Source organism: Aromatoleum tolulyticum, assembly GCF_900156155.1.
GTDB classification, from domain to species: domain Bacteria; phylum Pseudomonadota; class Gammaproteobacteria; order Burkholderiales; family Rhodocyclaceae; genus Aromatoleum; species Aromatoleum tolulyticum.
In genome coordinates this window covers 115,268-130,392 of sequence record NZ_FTMD01000001.1, presented here as the reverse complement: position 1 = coordinate 130,392, position 15,125 = coordinate 115,268, and the positions used below count along the sequence as shown (strand labels likewise).

11 protein-coding genes are annotated in these 15,125 nt (G+C 69.6%); 5 read left to right on the top strand and 6 right to left on the bottom strand.

The window, feature by feature from the left end; translation table 11 throughout:
- Window positions 1-11: 11 nt before the first annotated feature.
- The 5 genes from BW991_RS00590 (at window position 12) to BW991_RS00570 (ending at window position 6,706) form a co-directional block, all read left to right on the top strand.
- The gene (locus BW991_RS00590; protein ID WP_076600159.1) at window positions 12-416 is read left to right on the top strand and encodes an acyl-CoA thioesterase; all 405 of its coding nucleotides are present in this window, start codon (window positions 12-14) and stop codon (window positions 414-416) included.
- A gap of 126 nt (window positions 417-542) precedes the next feature.
- Entirely contained in the window at window positions 543-1,826 is a 1,284-nt protein-coding gene (locus tag BW991_RS00585; protein ID WP_076600158.1) for an OmpP1/FadL family transporter, read from the top strand.
- A gap of 149 nt (window positions 1,827-1,975) precedes the next feature.
- Window positions 1,976-4,357, top strand: a complete 2,382-nt coding sequence (locus tag BW991_RS00580) for a 3-hydroxyacyl-CoA dehydrogenase/enoyl-CoA hydratase family protein (protein ID WP_076600157.1) — start codon at window positions 1,976-1,978, stop codon at window positions 4,355-4,357.
- 26 nt (window positions 4,358-4,383) lie between these two features.
- A complete protein-coding gene (locus BW991_RS00575; protein WP_076600156.1) occupies window positions 4,384-5,583 on the top strand; it encodes an acetyl-CoA C-acyltransferase in 1,200 nt (399 codons plus the stop codon).
- Window positions 5,584-5,905: 322 nt separating this feature from the next.
- Entirely contained in the window at window positions 5,906-6,706 is an 801-nt protein-coding gene (locus BW991_RS00570; protein WP_076600155.1) for an enoyl-CoA hydratase/isomerase family protein, read from the top strand.
- Between the two features lie 64 nt (window positions 6,707-6,770).
- On the opposite strand, the gene BW991_RS00565 is transcribed toward BW991_RS00570, so the two are convergent.
- From BW991_RS00565 to BW991_RS00540, 6 genes are read right to left on the bottom strand one after another with little or no spacing between them, the layout of a single operon-like run.
- Window positions 6,771-7,664 carry a pirin family protein gene (locus BW991_RS00565; protein ID WP_076600154.1) on the bottom strand — a complete coding sequence of 298 codons (894 nt, stop codon included), beginning with the start codon at window positions 7,662-7,664 and terminating at the stop codon, window positions 6,771-6,773.
- A gap of 37 nt (window positions 7,665-7,701) precedes the next feature.
- Window positions 7,702-9,318, bottom strand: a complete 1,617-nt coding sequence (locus BW991_RS00560; protein WP_076600153.1) for an LCCL domain-containing protein — start codon at window positions 9,316-9,318, stop codon at window positions 7,702-7,704.
- A gap of 33 nt (window positions 9,319-9,351) precedes the next feature.
- Window positions 9,352-10,860, bottom strand: a complete 1,509-nt coding sequence (locus BW991_RS00555) for a c-type cytochrome (RefSeq protein ID WP_084204907.1) — start codon at window positions 10,858-10,860, stop codon at window positions 9,352-9,354.
- A 16-nt stretch (window positions 10,861-10,876) separates the two neighbouring features.
- Window positions 10,877-12,409: a c-type cytochrome gene (locus BW991_RS00550; protein ID WP_076600152.1), complete on the bottom strand. Its 1,533-nt coding sequence runs from the start codon at window positions 12,407-12,409 to the stop codon at window positions 10,877-10,879.
- Between the two features lie 11 nt (window positions 12,410-12,420).
- Window positions 12,421-14,196: a hypothetical protein gene (locus tag BW991_RS00545; protein WP_076600151.1), complete on the bottom strand. Its 1,776-nt coding sequence runs from the start codon at window positions 14,194-14,196 to the stop codon at window positions 12,421-12,423.
- Window positions 14,197-14,227: 31 nt separating this feature from the next.
- Window positions 14,228-15,112 carry a hypothetical protein gene (locus BW991_RS00540; protein WP_076600150.1) on the bottom strand — a complete coding sequence of 295 codons (885 nt, stop codon included), beginning with the start codon at window positions 15,110-15,112 and terminating at the stop codon, window positions 14,228-14,230.
- Between the last annotated feature and the right edge of the window lie 13 nt (window positions 15,113-15,125).

The window sequence follows — 15,125 nt, the reverse complement described above, 5'->3', positions numbered from 1 at the left end:
AGGGGATTCTTATGAGCGACGACGCAGTCGAGCCGGTGAAGCTGCCCGACAAGCAGCCGGCCTTGCGCGTGATGCCGATGCCGGCCGACGTGAATCCGGCGGGCGACGTGTTCGGCGGCTGGATCATGGCGATGGTCGACATCGCCGGGGCGATTCCCGCGCATCGGCGTGCGCGCTGCCGCACCGCGACGGTCGCGGTGAACTCCTTCGTCTTCAAGCAGCCGGTCTCGGTCGGTGACCTTGTAAGTTTTTATGCCGAAGTGGTGTCCGTCGGCCGCACTTCCATCACTGTAGACGTCGAGGTGTATGCCGAGCGCGACCCCGAAAATCCGGTGGTCGTGAAGGTCACCGAGGCGACGTTGACGTACGTCGCGCTCGACGACAAGGGGCGCAAGCGGCCCGTTCCGCCCGCCTGATTAGCATCGACAGGTTTCGCGCGACCCCGCGGCGCCGGGTTCGCACGGATTTCCGGGGAGACCGCGCTGCGGGTCCGGAGTTGCAGCGCCGAAATTGCACAGACAATTCACGAGGAGATGTGAGAGATGAAGAAAACCACGATTGCCCGCCTGCTGCCCGCCGCCCTGCTCGCACTCGGTTCGGGGGCCGCGTCCGCTGCAGGCTTCCAGCTGCTGGAGCAGAACGCGAGCGGCATCGGCAATGCCTACGCGGGCTCGGCGGCGGTGGCCGAGAACGCCAGCACGATCTTCTTCAACCCGGCCGGCATGACGCAGCTGCAGGCGCGCGAGGTTTCGCTGGGGATCTCGGCGGTGCGGCCGAGCTTCGAATTCAAGAACAAGGGTTCGGTGGGCGGCGCGCTATCGGGCAATGGCGACGACGCGGGCGACTGGGGGGCGATTCCCAATGCCTACCTGTCGTGGGCGCTCAACAAGGACGTGTATGTGGGCCTGGGCATCAGCGGCCCCTTCGGCCTCGTCACCGACTATGACGGCCCCTGGGTGGGTGGGGCGCAGTCGGTCAGCTTCGAGATCAAGACGGTCAACGTCAATCCGTCGCTTGCGTGGCGCGTCAATGACAAGGTTTCCCTCGGCTTCGGTGTGAACTGGCAGCGCATGGAAGCCCAGTACGAGCGCTTCGTCGGCATCGCGCCGGGAGCCCTGTCGGCGTCGACGGCCGAGTTGGACGTCGACGGCGATGCGTGGGGCTGGAACGTCGGTGCGCTGTTCACGCTGTCGCCGTCGACGAAGGTCGGGGTTTCGTATCGTTCCAAGGTCGATCACAAGCTGAAGGGCGACATCAAGGTGTCGGGTCCCAGCGCACTGCTCAATGCCGCCGGCAGCAGCGACTCGGACGTCGATGTCGAACTGCCCGACACCTTCATCGTCAGCACGACGCAGAAGCTCAGCGACCGTTGGGAGATGCTCGGCGATCTGTCGTGGACGGGCTGGAGCAGCATCAAGAAGGTCGACATCGAGCGCACTTCGGGCCCCTTCAACGGCCAGATCGCCCAGACGCTGCACACCGAATTCAAGGATACCTGGCGCGTCGCACTGGGGGCGAACTACCTGCTCAACGATGCGTGGAAGCTCAAGTTCGGCATCGCCTACGACCAGACGCCGGTGAAGGACAAGGAGCGCCGCCTCGTCTCGCTGCCGGACAACGACCGCACCTGGTTCAGCGCCGGCGCGCAGTGGAAGGTGAGCAAGACGAACACGCTCGACGTCGGCGCGTCCTACCTCTACGTGCCGAAGACCAAGATCGACAACGATCAGCGCAGTCCCGACCCGCGCGTCAACCGCGGTCGCGTGACCGGCGAGTACGACTCCAGCGTGTGGATCCTCGGCGCGCAGTATTCGATGGCGTTCTGATCGCCCGACAGGTGGACGGCGGCCGCATCCGGCCGCCGTCCCTTTCCGCGGCATCCGCCGCAATCATCCGCTAAAAAGAAGAAAGCAGCATTCGCCGCCGGCAGCGGCTGTGCCGAATGCATGCCATTTGCATTTACCGGAGAGTTGGCATGAGCAATTTCATCATCCGCAAGGTTGCGGTGCTCGGCGCGGGCGTGATGGGGGCGCAGATCGCTGCCCACTGCGCGAACGCCGACGTGCCGGTGCTGCTGTTCGACCTGCCGGCGAAGGACGGCAAGCCCAACGCGATCGTCGACAAGGCGCTCGCCGGGCTGAAGAAGCTCGACCCCGCGCCGCTGGCGGCGAAAGACCGGGCAGCGTTCATCGACGCGGCGAACTACGGCAGCGACCTCGAAAAACTGCGCGAGTGCGACCTGATCATCGAGGCGATCGCCGAGAAGATGGAGTGGAAGCTGGACCTGTACGCGAAGGTCGCCCCCTTCATCCGCCCGGACGCGATCTTCGCGTCGAACACCTCGGGGCTGTCGATCAACGGCCTCGCCGAGGGCATGCCCGCCGCGCTACGCGGGCGCTTCTGCGGCATCCACTTCTTCAATCCGCCGCGCTACATGTCGCTCGTCGAGCTGATCGCGACGCGTGACACCGAGGCGGCGATGCTCGACCAGCTCGAGAGCTGGCTCACGACCCGGCTCGGGAAGTCCATCGTGCGCGCGAAGGACACACCGAACTTCGTCGCCAACCGCGTCGGCGTGTTCTCGATCCTCGCCGTGATGCACCACACCGCGCGCCTGGGACTGGGTTTCGACGAGGTGGACGGCCTGACCGGTCCGCTGATCGGCCGCCCCAAGAGCGCGACCTACCGCACCGCCGACGTGGTCGGCCTCGACACCCTCGCGCACGTCGTCGGCACGATGCAGGCGACGCTCCCCGACGACCCGTGGCACGTGCACTTCAGGTTGCCCGAGTGGCTGCAGGCGCTGATCGCGAAAGGGGCGCTGGGGCAGAAGACGCGCGCGGGCATCTATCGCAAGGAAGGCAAGCAGATCCAGGTGCTGGATCTGAAGACCGGCGACTACCGCCCGAGCGCGGGCGACGTGATCCCGGCGGTCGAGACGATGCTCAAGATCGACGATCCGGTCGAACGCTTCTCGCTGCTGGCCGCGAGCGAGCTGCTGGAGGCGCAGTTCCTGTGGGCCATCTTCCGCGACGTATTCCATTACTGCGCTGTGCATTTGGGCGACATCGCCGACAACGCGCGCGACATCGATCTGGCGATGCGCTGGGGCTTCGGCTGGGCGCAGGGGCCGTTCGAGACCTGGCAGGCGGCCGACTGGAGCGAGATCGCCAAGGCGATCCAGCTCGACATCGACCACGGCCGCGCGATGGCGAAGGTGCCGCTGCCGGCGTGGGTGTTCGAGCGCAAGGGCGTGCATGAGCCGGGCGGTTCGTATTCCGCCGCAACCGCCACGCTGAAGCCGCGTTCGACGCTGCCGGTCTATAAGCGCCAGCTCTATCCGGAGCAGGTGCTGGGCGAGGCACCGTCGGACCGCGGCGAGACGTTATGGGAGAACGAGGGCGTGCGCCTGTGGACGCGCCCCGACCAGGATGCGCGCATCGGCATCCTGTCCTTCAAATCGAAGCAGCATGCGATCGGCGACGAGGTGCTGGACGGGCTGCTGGAGGCCGTTGCACGTGCCGAGCGCGATCTCGACGGCGTCGTGCTGTGGCATCCGGCGCCGTTCGCGGTCGGCGCGAACCTGCATCAGGTCGTCGAGGCGTGCAAGGCCGGGCAGTTCGACATGCTGGAGCGCACCGTTGCGAAGTTTCAGCGCGCGTCGATGAGTCTCAAGCACGCGCAGGTGCCGGTCGTCGCGGCGATCCAGGGCATGGCGCTGGGCGGTGGCTGCGAGTTCGCGATGCATTCGGCGCACCGCGTGCTGGCGCTGGAGAGCTACGTCGGCCTCGTCGAGGCGGGCGTCGGCCTGATCCCGGCCGGGGGCGGCAGCAAGGAGTTCGCGCTGCAGGCGCACACCCTCGCGCAGAAGGCCGCCGGCGGCGACGTGTTCCCGTACATCCAGCAGAGTTTCCAGACGATCGCGATGGCGACCGTCGCGAAGAGCGCGCTCGAGGCGGTGCAGTTGGGCTTCGCCAAGCCTTCCGACGATGTCGTGTTCCATCCGCAGGAACTGCTCTACGTCGGCATCCGCCGGGCGCGGGCGCTCGCGGAATCGGGCTACCGGCCGCCGCTGGTGCAGCGCGCGGTGACGGTCGCGGGCAGGAACGGCATCGCGACCTGCGAGCTGATGCTGGTGAACATGGCCGAAGGGGGCTTCATCTCGTCCTACGACTACAAGGTCGCGAAGGCCGCGGCCACCGCGCTGTGCGGTGGCGAGGTGGAGACGAATTCGCGCGTGTCGGAGCAGTGGATCCTCGACGTCGAGCGGGCATTGTTCGTGGATCTGCTGCGGCAGGAGAAGACGCAGCAGCGTATCGCGCACACGCTCGAAACGGGCAAGCCCCTCAGGAATTAACCCTCGCAACGGATGGGGAAAACGACATGAGCAGACAGATTCAGGAAGCCTACATCGTCGCCGCGACTCGCACGCCGGTCGCCAAGCGGAACGGCTTGTTCCGCAGCGTGCGCCCGGACGACATGCTCGCGCACGTGCTGTCGTCGGTGGTCGCGAAGGTGCCGGGGCTCGACGCGCAGGAGATCGGCGACGTGATCGTCGGCTGCGCGATGCCGGAGGCGGAGCAGGGCATGAACGTCGCGCGCATCGGCCTGCTGCTGGCGGGCCTGCCCGACACGGTGCCGGGGGTCACGATCAACCGCTTCTGCGCCTCCGGCCTCCAGGCGGTCGCCGACGCCGCGGCGCGCATCCGCCTCGGCGAGGCTGACGTGATGATCGCGGCGGGCACCGAGTCGATGAGCGCGATGCCGCAGATCATGGGCAACAAGGTGAGCCTCAACCCGGCGATCTTCGCCAAGCACGAGAACATCGGCATCGCCTTCGGCATGGGGCTTACCGCCGAGATGGTCGCGCAGCAGTGGAAGGTGAGCCGCGAGGACCAGGACGCCTTCGCGTTGCAGTCGAACCAGCGCGCATGCGCGGCGATCGCGGCGGGCTATTTCCGCGACGAGATCACGCCCTATCACGTGCGCACCCATGTGCCCGGCGAGGGCGGTGCGGTGCGCGTCGTCGAGCGTCTCGCCGATACGGACGAGGGGCCGCGCGCGGACGCGTCGCTGGAAGGGCTCGCGAAGCTGAAGCCGGTGTTCGCGGCGCGCGGTTCCGTGACGGCCGGCAACAGCTCGCAGATGTCGGACGGTGCCGGCGCGGTGCTATTGATGAGCGAGGCGGCGCTGAAGCGCTACGGCGCGACGCCGATCGCGCGCTTTGTCAGCTACGCGGTCGCGGGGGTGCCGCCGCAGGTGATGGGCATCGGGCCGGTGGAGGCGATCCCGCGGGCGCTGAAGGCCGGTGGCGTGGCGCCGGAGGCGGTCGACTGGATCGAGCTCAACGAAGCGTTTGCCGCGCAGGCGCTGGCGGTGATGCGGCAGTTGTCGCTCGACCCGGCGAAGGTCAACCCGCTCGGCGGCGCGATCGCGCTGGGCCACCCGCTCGGCGCGACGGGCGCGATCCGCGCCGCGACGCTGATGAACGCGATGCGGCGGGATGCGAACCTGCGCTACGGGATGATCTCGATGTGCATCGGCACCGGCATGGGGGCTGCGGGGGTGTTCGAGCGCGTTTGAAGCGGTTCATCGCGGCATTTCACGGCCTTCCGAAAGCCCCGACGCGAGGTCGGAGCGGGGGCGGGGTGGGGGCCTGTCGGGTCGTGCCGAGGGCGGAGCGCCCGACGGGGAAACAAGGCGATGCATGTCTGAGCCCGCAGGGCGAGTTTGCATCGCCGCCCCGGCGGGTGATCCGACCGAGGGAAGCCGCAGGCCACGACCTTCAGGTCCGCACCTCGCCCCTGCTCCGACCGGATTACAGCCCACGCAGTCTCGCGGCATACTACGAGGATCAGGAGCCAACGCCGCGACGCGGCAGACATAATTGCAAGGAAGGAAGTTCATGGCCAACACCGTACTGCTCGACGTCGAAAACCGCGTAGCGACCCTCACGCTGAATCGTCCGGCGCAGCTCAATGCCTTGTCCATCGAGATGATGGAAGACCTGCTGGCCGCCGCACGCAGGCTGCGTGACCTGAAGGATGTCGACGTCGTGGTGGTCACCGGGGCCGGCGATCACTTCATGGCCGGTGGCGATCTCAAGGACTTCGCCACCCAGTTCCATCTGGGCCCGCAGGCGCGTATGGTGGCCTTCCGCGCGATCATCGAGAAGCACATCAACCCGGCGGTCGAGATCCTGCAGAACCTGCAGCAGCCGGTGATCGCCAAGGTGCGCGGCGCCTGCGCGGGCTTCGGCCTGTCGCTGATGCTGGGCTGCGACCTCGCGCTGTGCGCGGACAGCGCGAAATTCACGACCGCCTATTCGTCGATCGGCCTGTCCGCCGATGGCGGCATGTCGTGGTTCCTGCCGCGCATCGTGGGACGGCGCAAGGCCGCCGAACTGCTGTTGCTGGGCGACCGTTTCGATGCCGCCGAGGCCTTGCGCCTGAGCCTCGTCAATCGCGTCGTCGCTGCCGCGGAACTCGACGCCGAAACCGCGGCACTGGTCGCCCGCCTGCAGAACGGGGCGCGCCACGCCTACGGCGAAATCAAGCGCCTGCTGGCATCGTCGGCGGACGCCAAGATCGAGACCCAGCTGCAGAGCGAGGCCGAGGCCTTCGCGCGCTGCAGCGCGACCGGGGATTTCGTCGAAGGCATCAACGCCTTCCTCGAGAAGCGCAAGCCGGGGTTCGGCGGCGTCTGACAAGCGGCGAGGCCGGCATTCCGGCCGGTCTCGCCATGTTCGGCCGGATGCGGGCGCTCGCCCCCTATGGCAGCGGGATGCGTTCCGTTTCCCCGGGCACCGGTGTGAAGCGCTCGGTACGCCAGTCTTCCTTGGCCTGTTCGATGCGTTCGCGCGTGCTGGCGACGAAGTTCCACCACACGAAGCGCGGGCCGTCGAGCGGCTCGCCGCCGAGCAGCATCAGGCGCGTCGGCCCCAGCGCGGCGAGCGTCACGTCGGCGCCGCGGCCGAACACCAGCAGCTGGCCGGGCGGATAGGCCTGGCCGTCGATGCGCACGGCCCCTTCGACGATGTAGGCCGCGCGTTCCTCGTGCTCGGCCGGGATGTGCAGCCGCTGCTGCGCGACGAGGGTGACGTCGGCGTAGAACAGCGGCGAGCGCGTTTCGGCGGGCGAGCGCACGCCGAAGATTTCGCCGGCGATCACGCGGATGCGCAGGCCGGGCGCAGTGACGACGGGCAGCTCGGCAGCGCCGTGGTGGGCGAACGCGGGCGCGATCTCTTCGTCTCGCACCGGCAGTCCGACCCACGCCTGCAGGCCGGAAAGCCGCGGTCCGGCGGGGCGCAGTTCGGGCGGCGTGCGCTCGGAATGGACGATTCCGCGGCCGGCGGTCATCCAGTTGAGCTCGCCGGGGCGGATCGGCTGCACGCTGCCGAGGCTGTCGCGGTGCAGGATCTCGCCGTCGAACAGGTAGGTCACCGTCGCCAGCCCGATGTGCGGGTGCGGGCGCACGTCGAGGCCGGTGCCGGCGTCGAGCCGCACGGGCCCCATCTGGTCGAGGAACACGAAGGGTCCGACCATGCGCCGCTGCGCCGAGGGCAGCACGCGCAGGACCTTGAAGCCGCCGCCGAGGTCGCTCGCGCGGGGCACGACGATCGTTTCGACGAGGGGCGGGGTTGCGGTCGTGCGGTCGGTCGTCATGGGGAGATCCTCGGTCTGATGGATCCGGTGCCTGAATTCACCGGAAGCGGATACTTGAAGCGTAGGTGCCGTAGTCGTGGCTCGCCACGCCATTGCGACGCGTACCGACGTAGGCCTCGAGGCCTGGCTGGTATTCGACGGTGACGGTGCCGCCGCTGCGGGCGACCGCCCCCGCATGCAGCGCGGCGCGGCAGAGACTCGAGTCGGCGGCGTAAAGGTCCGTGCCCCAGACGGTGCCTTCGTTGACCCGGTCGGCGCTGCAAACACAGGTGAAGGGGGTGGGGAGGTTGGCATTGATCGACAGCCGGCCGGGGCATGGGCCGGGCTCCGCAGGGTCGGGCGTGCCGGCGAAGCGGATGCTGGTGCCGAAGGTGCCGTAGTCGTGCGAGACGACGCCATTGCGCGGCGTACCCACGTACAGCAGGCGTCCCGGCCGACGTTCGATGGTGACGGTGCCGCCACTGCGGGCGATCGCGCCCGCATGCACGGCGGCCTGGCACAGACTGGAATCCGCGGTGTAGAGGTCCGAGCCCCAGACGGTGCCGTCGTCGACACGGTCGGCGCTGCAGGTGCAGGTGAACGGGGTAGGGAGGTTGAGGTTCACGGACAGGCGCGTCGGACATGGGCCGGGTTCCGCCGGCAAGGGGGTTCCGGCGAAGTGCATGCTGGTGCCGAAGGCGCCGTAGTCGTGCGAGACGACACCGTTGCGGGGCGAGCCCACGTACAACAGGCGTCCCGGCTGACGTTCGACGGTGACGGTGCCGCCACTGCGGACGATCGCTCCCGCATGGACGGCAGCATCGCAAAGACTCGAATCGGTGGTGTACAGGTCCGAGCCCCACACGGTGCCGTCGCCGATGCGGTCGGCGCTGCAGTGACAGGTGAGCGGCGTCGGACGCTTGGGGCCGGACGCGATGGTCTGCGGGCAGGGGGCGACGGCCTCGGGGGCGCCTGCGGTCCGTGCGGCCGGCTGTTCGGCCGCCGGCTGCGGGGAGGCCCTCGGGAGCGTTTCGTCGGGGGCTGCCGGTGCGACGCGGGCGGGCGTGACGCTGCCTTCTGCCGTCCCGGCGGGGGCCGCGGGCCGAGGTCCGGAATCGGCAGGCGGCGCGTCGGGCGCGCGTTCGCCACGCATGATCCAGCTGCCGGCGAGGATCGCCACGACGACGACGCCCACTGCGGCGGCGAAGCGCAGGGTGCGCTCGCGATTGGCGGGCGGGGTGTGGCGCCGCAGCGCGGCGGGCGTGGCGGTCGGGCGCACGCCCCGGATCGCCTGTGCAAGCCGCTCCCATTGGTCGCTTTGCGGCGCCTCCCAGGCATCGATCCAGTGCGCCGAGGAGATGAAGAGTTCGAGCTCGCGGTCGGGCAGCACGTTCTCGATGCGCACCGGGAAGATCGCCTTGCCCTTGCTCGTCGCGCGTTCGACTTCGCGGTGCACGAAGTGGGATTCGTTGCTGTGGCCGGAAAGCAGCAGCACGAAGGCATTGCAGGATTCGATTCCCGACAGGATCTCGGCGGCGTAGTCGCGCCCCGGCGTGACGTCGCGCGGGGCGATCCAGCAGCGGATGCCGCGCGATTCGAGGTGGCGGCACAGCTCGGCGGCGGTCGCGGCGTCGTCGGCGGCGTGGCTGATGAAGGCGGTCGGTGCGGGAGTCATGCGTCGGATGCCGTGTCCGCGAGGTAGAAAGGGTCAGAGGGACTTGAGGTATTCGACCAGCGCATCCTTGTCGGCGTCCGGCAACTCGGTGCCGTACAGGTGGCCGCCGTTGCCGTTGCCGCGCAGGCGGGTGTCGTGCAGGGTGCCGACGCGCGCGGCGTCGCTGCCGGCGGTGACGAAGCCGCCCTTCACCTGATCATAGACGTCATAGCCGCGCAGGAATTCGACCGGGCGCCGCGACGGCGGTTCGAGCAGGTCGCGCAGCGTCGGCACCGAGCCGTTGTGCAGGTAGGGCGCGCGCAGCCAGATGCCGTCGAGGAAGGGGATGACGTAGCCGGTTAGCGTTTCCTCGACGAGGCCCTTGCGGGTGATGCCCATCGCGCGCACGACGCGGTTGGCCTCGATCGCCGCTTCCTTGTTCCAGCTGTCCAGCCGCCCGCGGTCGGTGCCGAGCTCGGCGAGCGGCAGGCGCGTGCCGGTGCGGTCGGAGGCGTGGCAGGCGGCGCAGTGCGCATCGAACACGGCCTTGCCGGCGGCGGCGCGCTCGGCGTCGAGCGCGAACGGGTATTTCGGCGCCGGCAGCTTGCCGAGGAAGGCGTGCAGCCAGTCGACGTGGCCGAGGAAGGCCTGGCGGTCCTTGGGCGGCGCGCCGAGGACGCCGAGCGCGGAGTCGATGATCACCGAGCGCGCGTCGTGGCTGTCGCCGGCGAGATTCATGAAATGGCCCTTCTCCGGCCTGTACTTGTCGAGGTTCCACAGCGCGGGCATGTCGGTGGGCCCGAAGCTGTCGTCCATCGGCGCCTCGATCATGAAGTACTTCGTCAGGTTCATCGCGTCGTCGCGTCCGCGCCCCCAGTCGGGGAAGTCCGTGCGGTAGATCCACGCGAACTGCGCCTCGCGCTCGAGGAGGCGCTTCTTCGTGATCGGGATGATCAGGAAGCGGTACGCGAGGCGGTCGAGCCAGTCGAGTTCGGTGACGAGCGCGATCTCGCGCATCAGCACATCGGGGGTGAAGCGCGGGTCCTTGGCGCAGTCGATGAGGTAGCGGAAGAAGGCTTCGAGGTTGAGCGTGTGGCCCGGCCCGGCGGCGACGTAGGTCGGGTTCTCGTCGTGGCGGCTGCGGTAGCTGGCGGTGTGGCAGGCGGCGCAGGTGTTGGCGACGCGCGGGAAGCCGATGGTCTTCTTGGTGAAGCCGATCGGCAGTTCCATGCCCTGTTCCCACGCGACGCCGAGCGACGCGTAGCCGCCCGCGCCGGGGAGCTTCTCGGGGAAGACGCGCGGCAGCACGTAGAAGATCCAGTACGGGATGCCGGCGTCGTTCTCCGCGCCGATCGAGCCGTACTTCCAGCGCATCTCGGGGGTGGCTGTGACCCACGCCGGTTGCGCCTCCTCGCGCAGGAAGCGGTACCAGCCGAGGTAGGCGAGCGCGGCGCCGGCGGCGAGCAGCACGGTCAGCGCGATCCACAGCCAGCGGTGCCTGTGCGGGGGCGCGAGGGGATCGGTGCCCGGGGCGCCCGTGTCGTTCTCGTTCGTGGCTTGCATCACGCCGCCTCCGGCATCAGAAGGTCTTGAGGTATTCGAGCAGCGCGGCCTTGTCGTCGGCGGCCAGCGCGGTGCCGTAGGGCGCGCCCTCGTGGCCGCCGTTGCCGTTGCCGGGGATCGTCGTGTCGTAGCGGAAGTACGTGCGCGCGCCTTCCTCGCACACGTCGCTGACGAAGCCGAGCTTGTCGCGGTCGATGACGTCGTAGCCGCGGCAGAAGCTCGCCGGGCGCCGCGACGCCGGTTCGAGGAGGTCGCGCACCGTCGGTACCGAGCCGTTGTGCAGGTAGGGGCCGCGCAGCCACAGGCCGTCGAGCGGCATGTTGGCGTAGCCGAAGGTCTTGCGGAAACCGGTGAAGCGCCACGGGTAGCCGGCATAGACCGAGCCGAGGTTCTGCGCGAGCTCGGGGGTGAAGGAGTCGAGGCGATGGCGGTCGGTGCCGATGTCGGCGAGCGGCGTGACGTGGCCGACCTGCGCGCCGCGGAAGTCCTGGCCGCTGGCGCCGTGGCAGCCGGCGCAGTATTCGGCATAGAGCGGCGCGCCGCGTGCGGCGAGCGCCGCGTCGATGGCGTAGGGATACTTCGGCGGTGCGGCGTCGAGCAGCCATTCCTCGAGGCGCCCGATCGCGACGAGGTCGATCGTCGGCGGCGTCGTGCCGGTGCCGAAGGCGGCGTTCTTGTTGCGTTCCTCGGCCTTGGTGTTGTTGCCGTCCCAGTGCAGCTGCATCGGCTGGCCGTCGTCGCGCGTCTTGCGTTTGCGTTGTTCCCAGATCGACGGGAAGTCGGTGGTGCCGATCCGTTCTTCGGGCGACAGGCGCGCGGACGGGAAGTTGAACAGCGCCTTCGACGGGTTGAAGGTGTCGACGCGCCCCGGCCCCCATGGCGGCTGCGACAGCGACCACGCGAAGCGCTCGCGCAGCATCAGCAGGCGCTCGCGCATCAAGGCGATCGCGACCGGATACACGACGTAGCGGTCGAAGGGGCCGAGCCTGCCGGCGCGCGCGTCGATCTCGGGGATGATGGTGTCGGGGCTGAAGCGCGCGTCGGCGGCGCAGTTGAAGAAGAAGTTCTCGAAGCCCATCAGGTTCAGCTGGTGGGCCGGCATGCCCAGGTACACGCGCGGCGCGGCGTCGGGCGTGTCGCGCACGGTGCCGGCGTGGCAGGCCGCACAGTTGAGGAAGACGCGGTCGAGGCCGAGGTTGCGGCGCATCGACACGCCGACCGGCAGCGTGCGCCCGTCCTCGAAGATCATGCCGAGCGAGGCGTAGCCGTCGCCGGGCAGGTACTTCGCGCACACCTTGGGCAGCACCTGCCAGATCCAGTATGGGAAGCCCGATGCGCGTTCGCCGCCGGTCGAGCCGTACTTGAAGTGGCGCTCGATGTCCGGGTAGCTCACCGGCTCGTCGGCGGAAAAGCGCACGTACAGGCCGACGGCGATCGTCGCTGGGACCAGCATCAGCGCGGCGACGACGAGCAAGACGCCGCAGCACCAGCGTTTTGCGGGCGGCGCGGGCGGGGGGGGGTTGGGTGAGGATCGGCGCAGGATAGCCATCGTCGCGCTCCTTAGCCCGAGGCGGGCAGGCAGGGAGGCAGGGCCTCGTAGTTGTCCGGCTGCGGCATCGGTGCGCCGCCCGCGAGTTCGGTGGCGTAGGCGGCGAGCGTCGCGAGCTCGGCGCTCGCCGCCCAGCTCGACGGGTCGGCGCCGAGCGGGCGCAGCGCCTGCAGCGGGGGCATGGGCGTCTTCGCGCGCGCCGCGGGCTGCTGCTGCCACATCGCGAGGCGATAGCGGATGCGCGCGGCGCAGTGCCTCAGGCGGTCGCGCACGGTCGCCTCGTCGCCGTGCAGGAAATTCGGCGGCGTGCTCGATGGCGTCTGGTGGCAGGGGGTGCAGTAGCGCTGGAACAGGCCGGCGGAGGTCGCGGGCGGAAAGTGCGGCACGTCGCGCTCCGGCGTCGCCGTGGCGGGGGGGGCGGATTCGCGCTCCGGACTGCCGAGCCGGGTGAGGAGCGCCGTCATCAGCGGCTCGAGCCGGAACGGCCCCGCAGCGAACGGTCCGCCGCCCGGCGCAGCGGCGAGGGTGGCGATCGCGTCGCCGACGCGGGCGAAGTCGGTCGTCTGGGACGGATGGCCGCGCACGGCGGCACGCAGGCGGGCGAGATCGTGTTCGCCCAGCAGTTCGGCCAGCCCCGCGACGGTTTCGTTGAGGCGCCCGGTGTCCGGCAGCTGCCAGATTTCGAGCGGCGGCCGTGGTGCGAGCGGTTCAAACGGGGCGGGAATGTTCGCGAGCATCACGCCGTCCGCGCGGGCCAGCCCTTCCGGCAGCGGATCGCGGTTGGGGATGTTGGCGTCGGACAGCGCGAGTCCGCCCGGCCAGCGAGTCTGCCAAGCGGCGGCGAAGGCGGGCAGGATCGCGTCATGCAGCGCGGCGTGTTCGTGACGTCCCGTCGCGCGGTAGCGCAGCGCTGCCTCGAACAGCGCGGCGCGGCAGCGTGCCCCGCGCTCGCCGTCGCCGCAACCCGTGCGCCACAGCGTCTGCCACAGCGCGAAGCGATTGGCGCGCTGGACGGCGGCGTCGATCGCGCCGGGGAGATCGATACCGCGCCGCACCGGCACGCCCTCTACGCTCGTTTGCCACGTCGCGAGCCGCGCCGCGACCGCCGGATTGGCGTTGGTCTCCTGCCACAGCGGGCGCGAGAAGATCGGCGCGTGGTTCTGGTGGCAGGCGAGGCACAGCGCGCGCGACGCATACACGATGCGCGGCCGGGCGCCGCTGCGATAGTCGAGCACGAGCTGGAATTCGAAGCGGGCGGCCGCCTCGTTGTAGCTGATGACCTCGATGACCTCGCTGTTGCCGACGTGGCCGAGATACAGGCGGTCGCGCTGCGGCGGACCCGGGCCGTGGGCGGCCGGTTCGCCGGCCATTGCGGCGACGACGCGCGGGTGGCGGAAGAACTCCGGGGCCGCGGCGAGGCGTTGCAGCGAGCGGCCGATCGGGATCAGCACGCGCACGAGGCAGCGCCCCTCGGGCAGGTCCGCGCACTGTCCGCCGCCATCCAGGCGCTGCAGCAGATTTTCGAACGGATAGGGCAGGGCCGCCGCGCCGCCGAGCGCCGCGACGCGCTGGTCGAACAGCGACGCGCCGGCAGGCGGCAGGTCCTCGCCGTAGGCGTCCGGCGCAAGCACCAGGCGGGCAGGCAGAGATGGTGTCGTGCGGGGTTCGCTGCGCACCGCGGAGGCGGGCTCGGCCGCCCTGGGCGGGGCCTGGCGGCCGTAGTCCCACAACGCGACCGCGACCGCCGCCGCGAGCATCGCCACACTGGCCCGGTTCGCGGCGCGCATCGCCGGCATCTCCTCGCCGCCCGTGGCCGGCCTACTTCGCGGCGACGACGACCCGCTTCTGCGTGCCGCCCCAGCAGTCTTCCTGCACCGTGCCGGCCTTCTGGAAGGCCGGTCCGTCGCGCTCGGCGATCTCCTTGTTGTAGAGGACGAAGTTCAGTACGAACACGCGGTCCATGTAGGCGCGGCCGAGGTAGAGGCCGGGCCGTACCATGCGGATCTCGTCGCGCACCTTGAGCCCGCGCCGGCCGGCGAGGAAATCCGGCTTCTCCTGATAGCCGGGCAGCTCGTCGGTGAACGCGTAGTCGATGATCACCGACTCGCGCCGCGAATCGACGAGGCTCTGGCCGCAGTAGAGCTTGGCGGGGAACAGCAGCCACGCGTCCTTGCGCCCGACGGTGATCTTCTGCGGCTCGCCTTCGACGAGGCCGGCCTTGCGGAAGATCTCCAGGTCCTCGATGCGGTTCCGCAGCACGCGCTCGTTGCGGTAGAACACCTTGCCCTTCCACAGCGTCTCGCCGATCTTGTCGACGGCGATGCCCTTCAGGTGCAGCGCGAAGCCGGCGAGCCCGCCGACGATCTCGCCCGCGCGCAGCTTGCCGCTCTCGCCCTCGGGCAGGATGATGCTGCCGTCGAACGGGCCGTCGGGGATCGGCCCCGCGGTGAGGCGCGCGTAGATCTGATCGAGCTGCTCCTGGTTCAGCAGCGCGAGGTTCTCCGGCGTGATCTTCGCGAGGTCCGCCGGCGTCAGCGGGAACTGGTGCTCGAGCTGGGCGAAGTCGGGTTTGCTCGCGTAATCCGTCGCGTACGGCGCGAACGCGATTGCCGGGGGCTCGGTCTTGCCGCAGGCCGCCAGCAGCGCCAGCGCGGCGCCGAGGAGGCCCAGGGTGCGCAGGGAGCGAAAGGTCTTGCGGGTCATGGCGCGGTCTCCT

Excerpts from the sequence above, each read along its gene's own strand:
- BW991_RS00590 (WP_076600159.1), top strand. The coding sequence starts at position 12 with ATGAGCGACGACGCAGTCGAGCCGGTGAAGCTGCCCGACAAGCAGCCG.
- BW991_RS00585 (WP_076600158.1), top strand. The coding sequence starts at position 543 with ATGAAGAAAACCACGATTGCCCGCCTGCTGCCCGCCGCCCTGCTCGCA.
- BW991_RS00580 (WP_076600157.1), top strand. The coding sequence starts at position 1,976 with ATGAGCAATTTCATCATCCGCAAGGTTGCGGTGCTCGGCGCGGGCGTG.
- BW991_RS00575 (WP_076600156.1), top strand. The coding sequence starts at position 4,384 with ATGAGCAGACAGATTCAGGAAGCCTACATCGTCGCCGCGACTCGCACG.
- BW991_RS00570 (WP_076600155.1), top strand. The coding sequence starts at position 5,906 with ATGGCCAACACCGTACTGCTCGACGTCGAAAACCGCGTAGCGACCCTC.
- BW991_RS00565 (WP_076600154.1), bottom strand. The coding sequence starts at position 7,664 with ATGACGACCGACCGCACGACCGCAACCCCGCCCCTCGTCGAAACGATC.
- BW991_RS00560 (WP_076600153.1), bottom strand. The coding sequence starts at position 9,318 with ATGACTCCCGCACCGACCGCCTTCATCAGCCACGCCGCCGACGACGCC.
- BW991_RS00555 (WP_084204907.1), bottom strand. The coding sequence starts at position 10,860 with ATGCAAGCCACGAACGAGAACGACACGGGCGCCCCGGGCACCGATCCC.
- BW991_RS00550 (WP_076600152.1), bottom strand. The coding sequence starts at position 12,409 with ATGGCTATCCTGCGCCGATCCTCACCCAACCCCCCCCCGCCCGCGCCG.
- BW991_RS00545 (WP_076600151.1), bottom strand. The coding sequence starts at position 14,196 with ATGCGCGCCGCGAACCGGGCCAGTGTGGCGATGCTCGCGGCGGCGGTC.
- BW991_RS00540 (WP_076600150.1), bottom strand. The coding sequence starts at position 15,112 with ATGACCCGCAAGACCTTTCGCTCCCTGCGCACCCTGGGCCTCCTCGGC.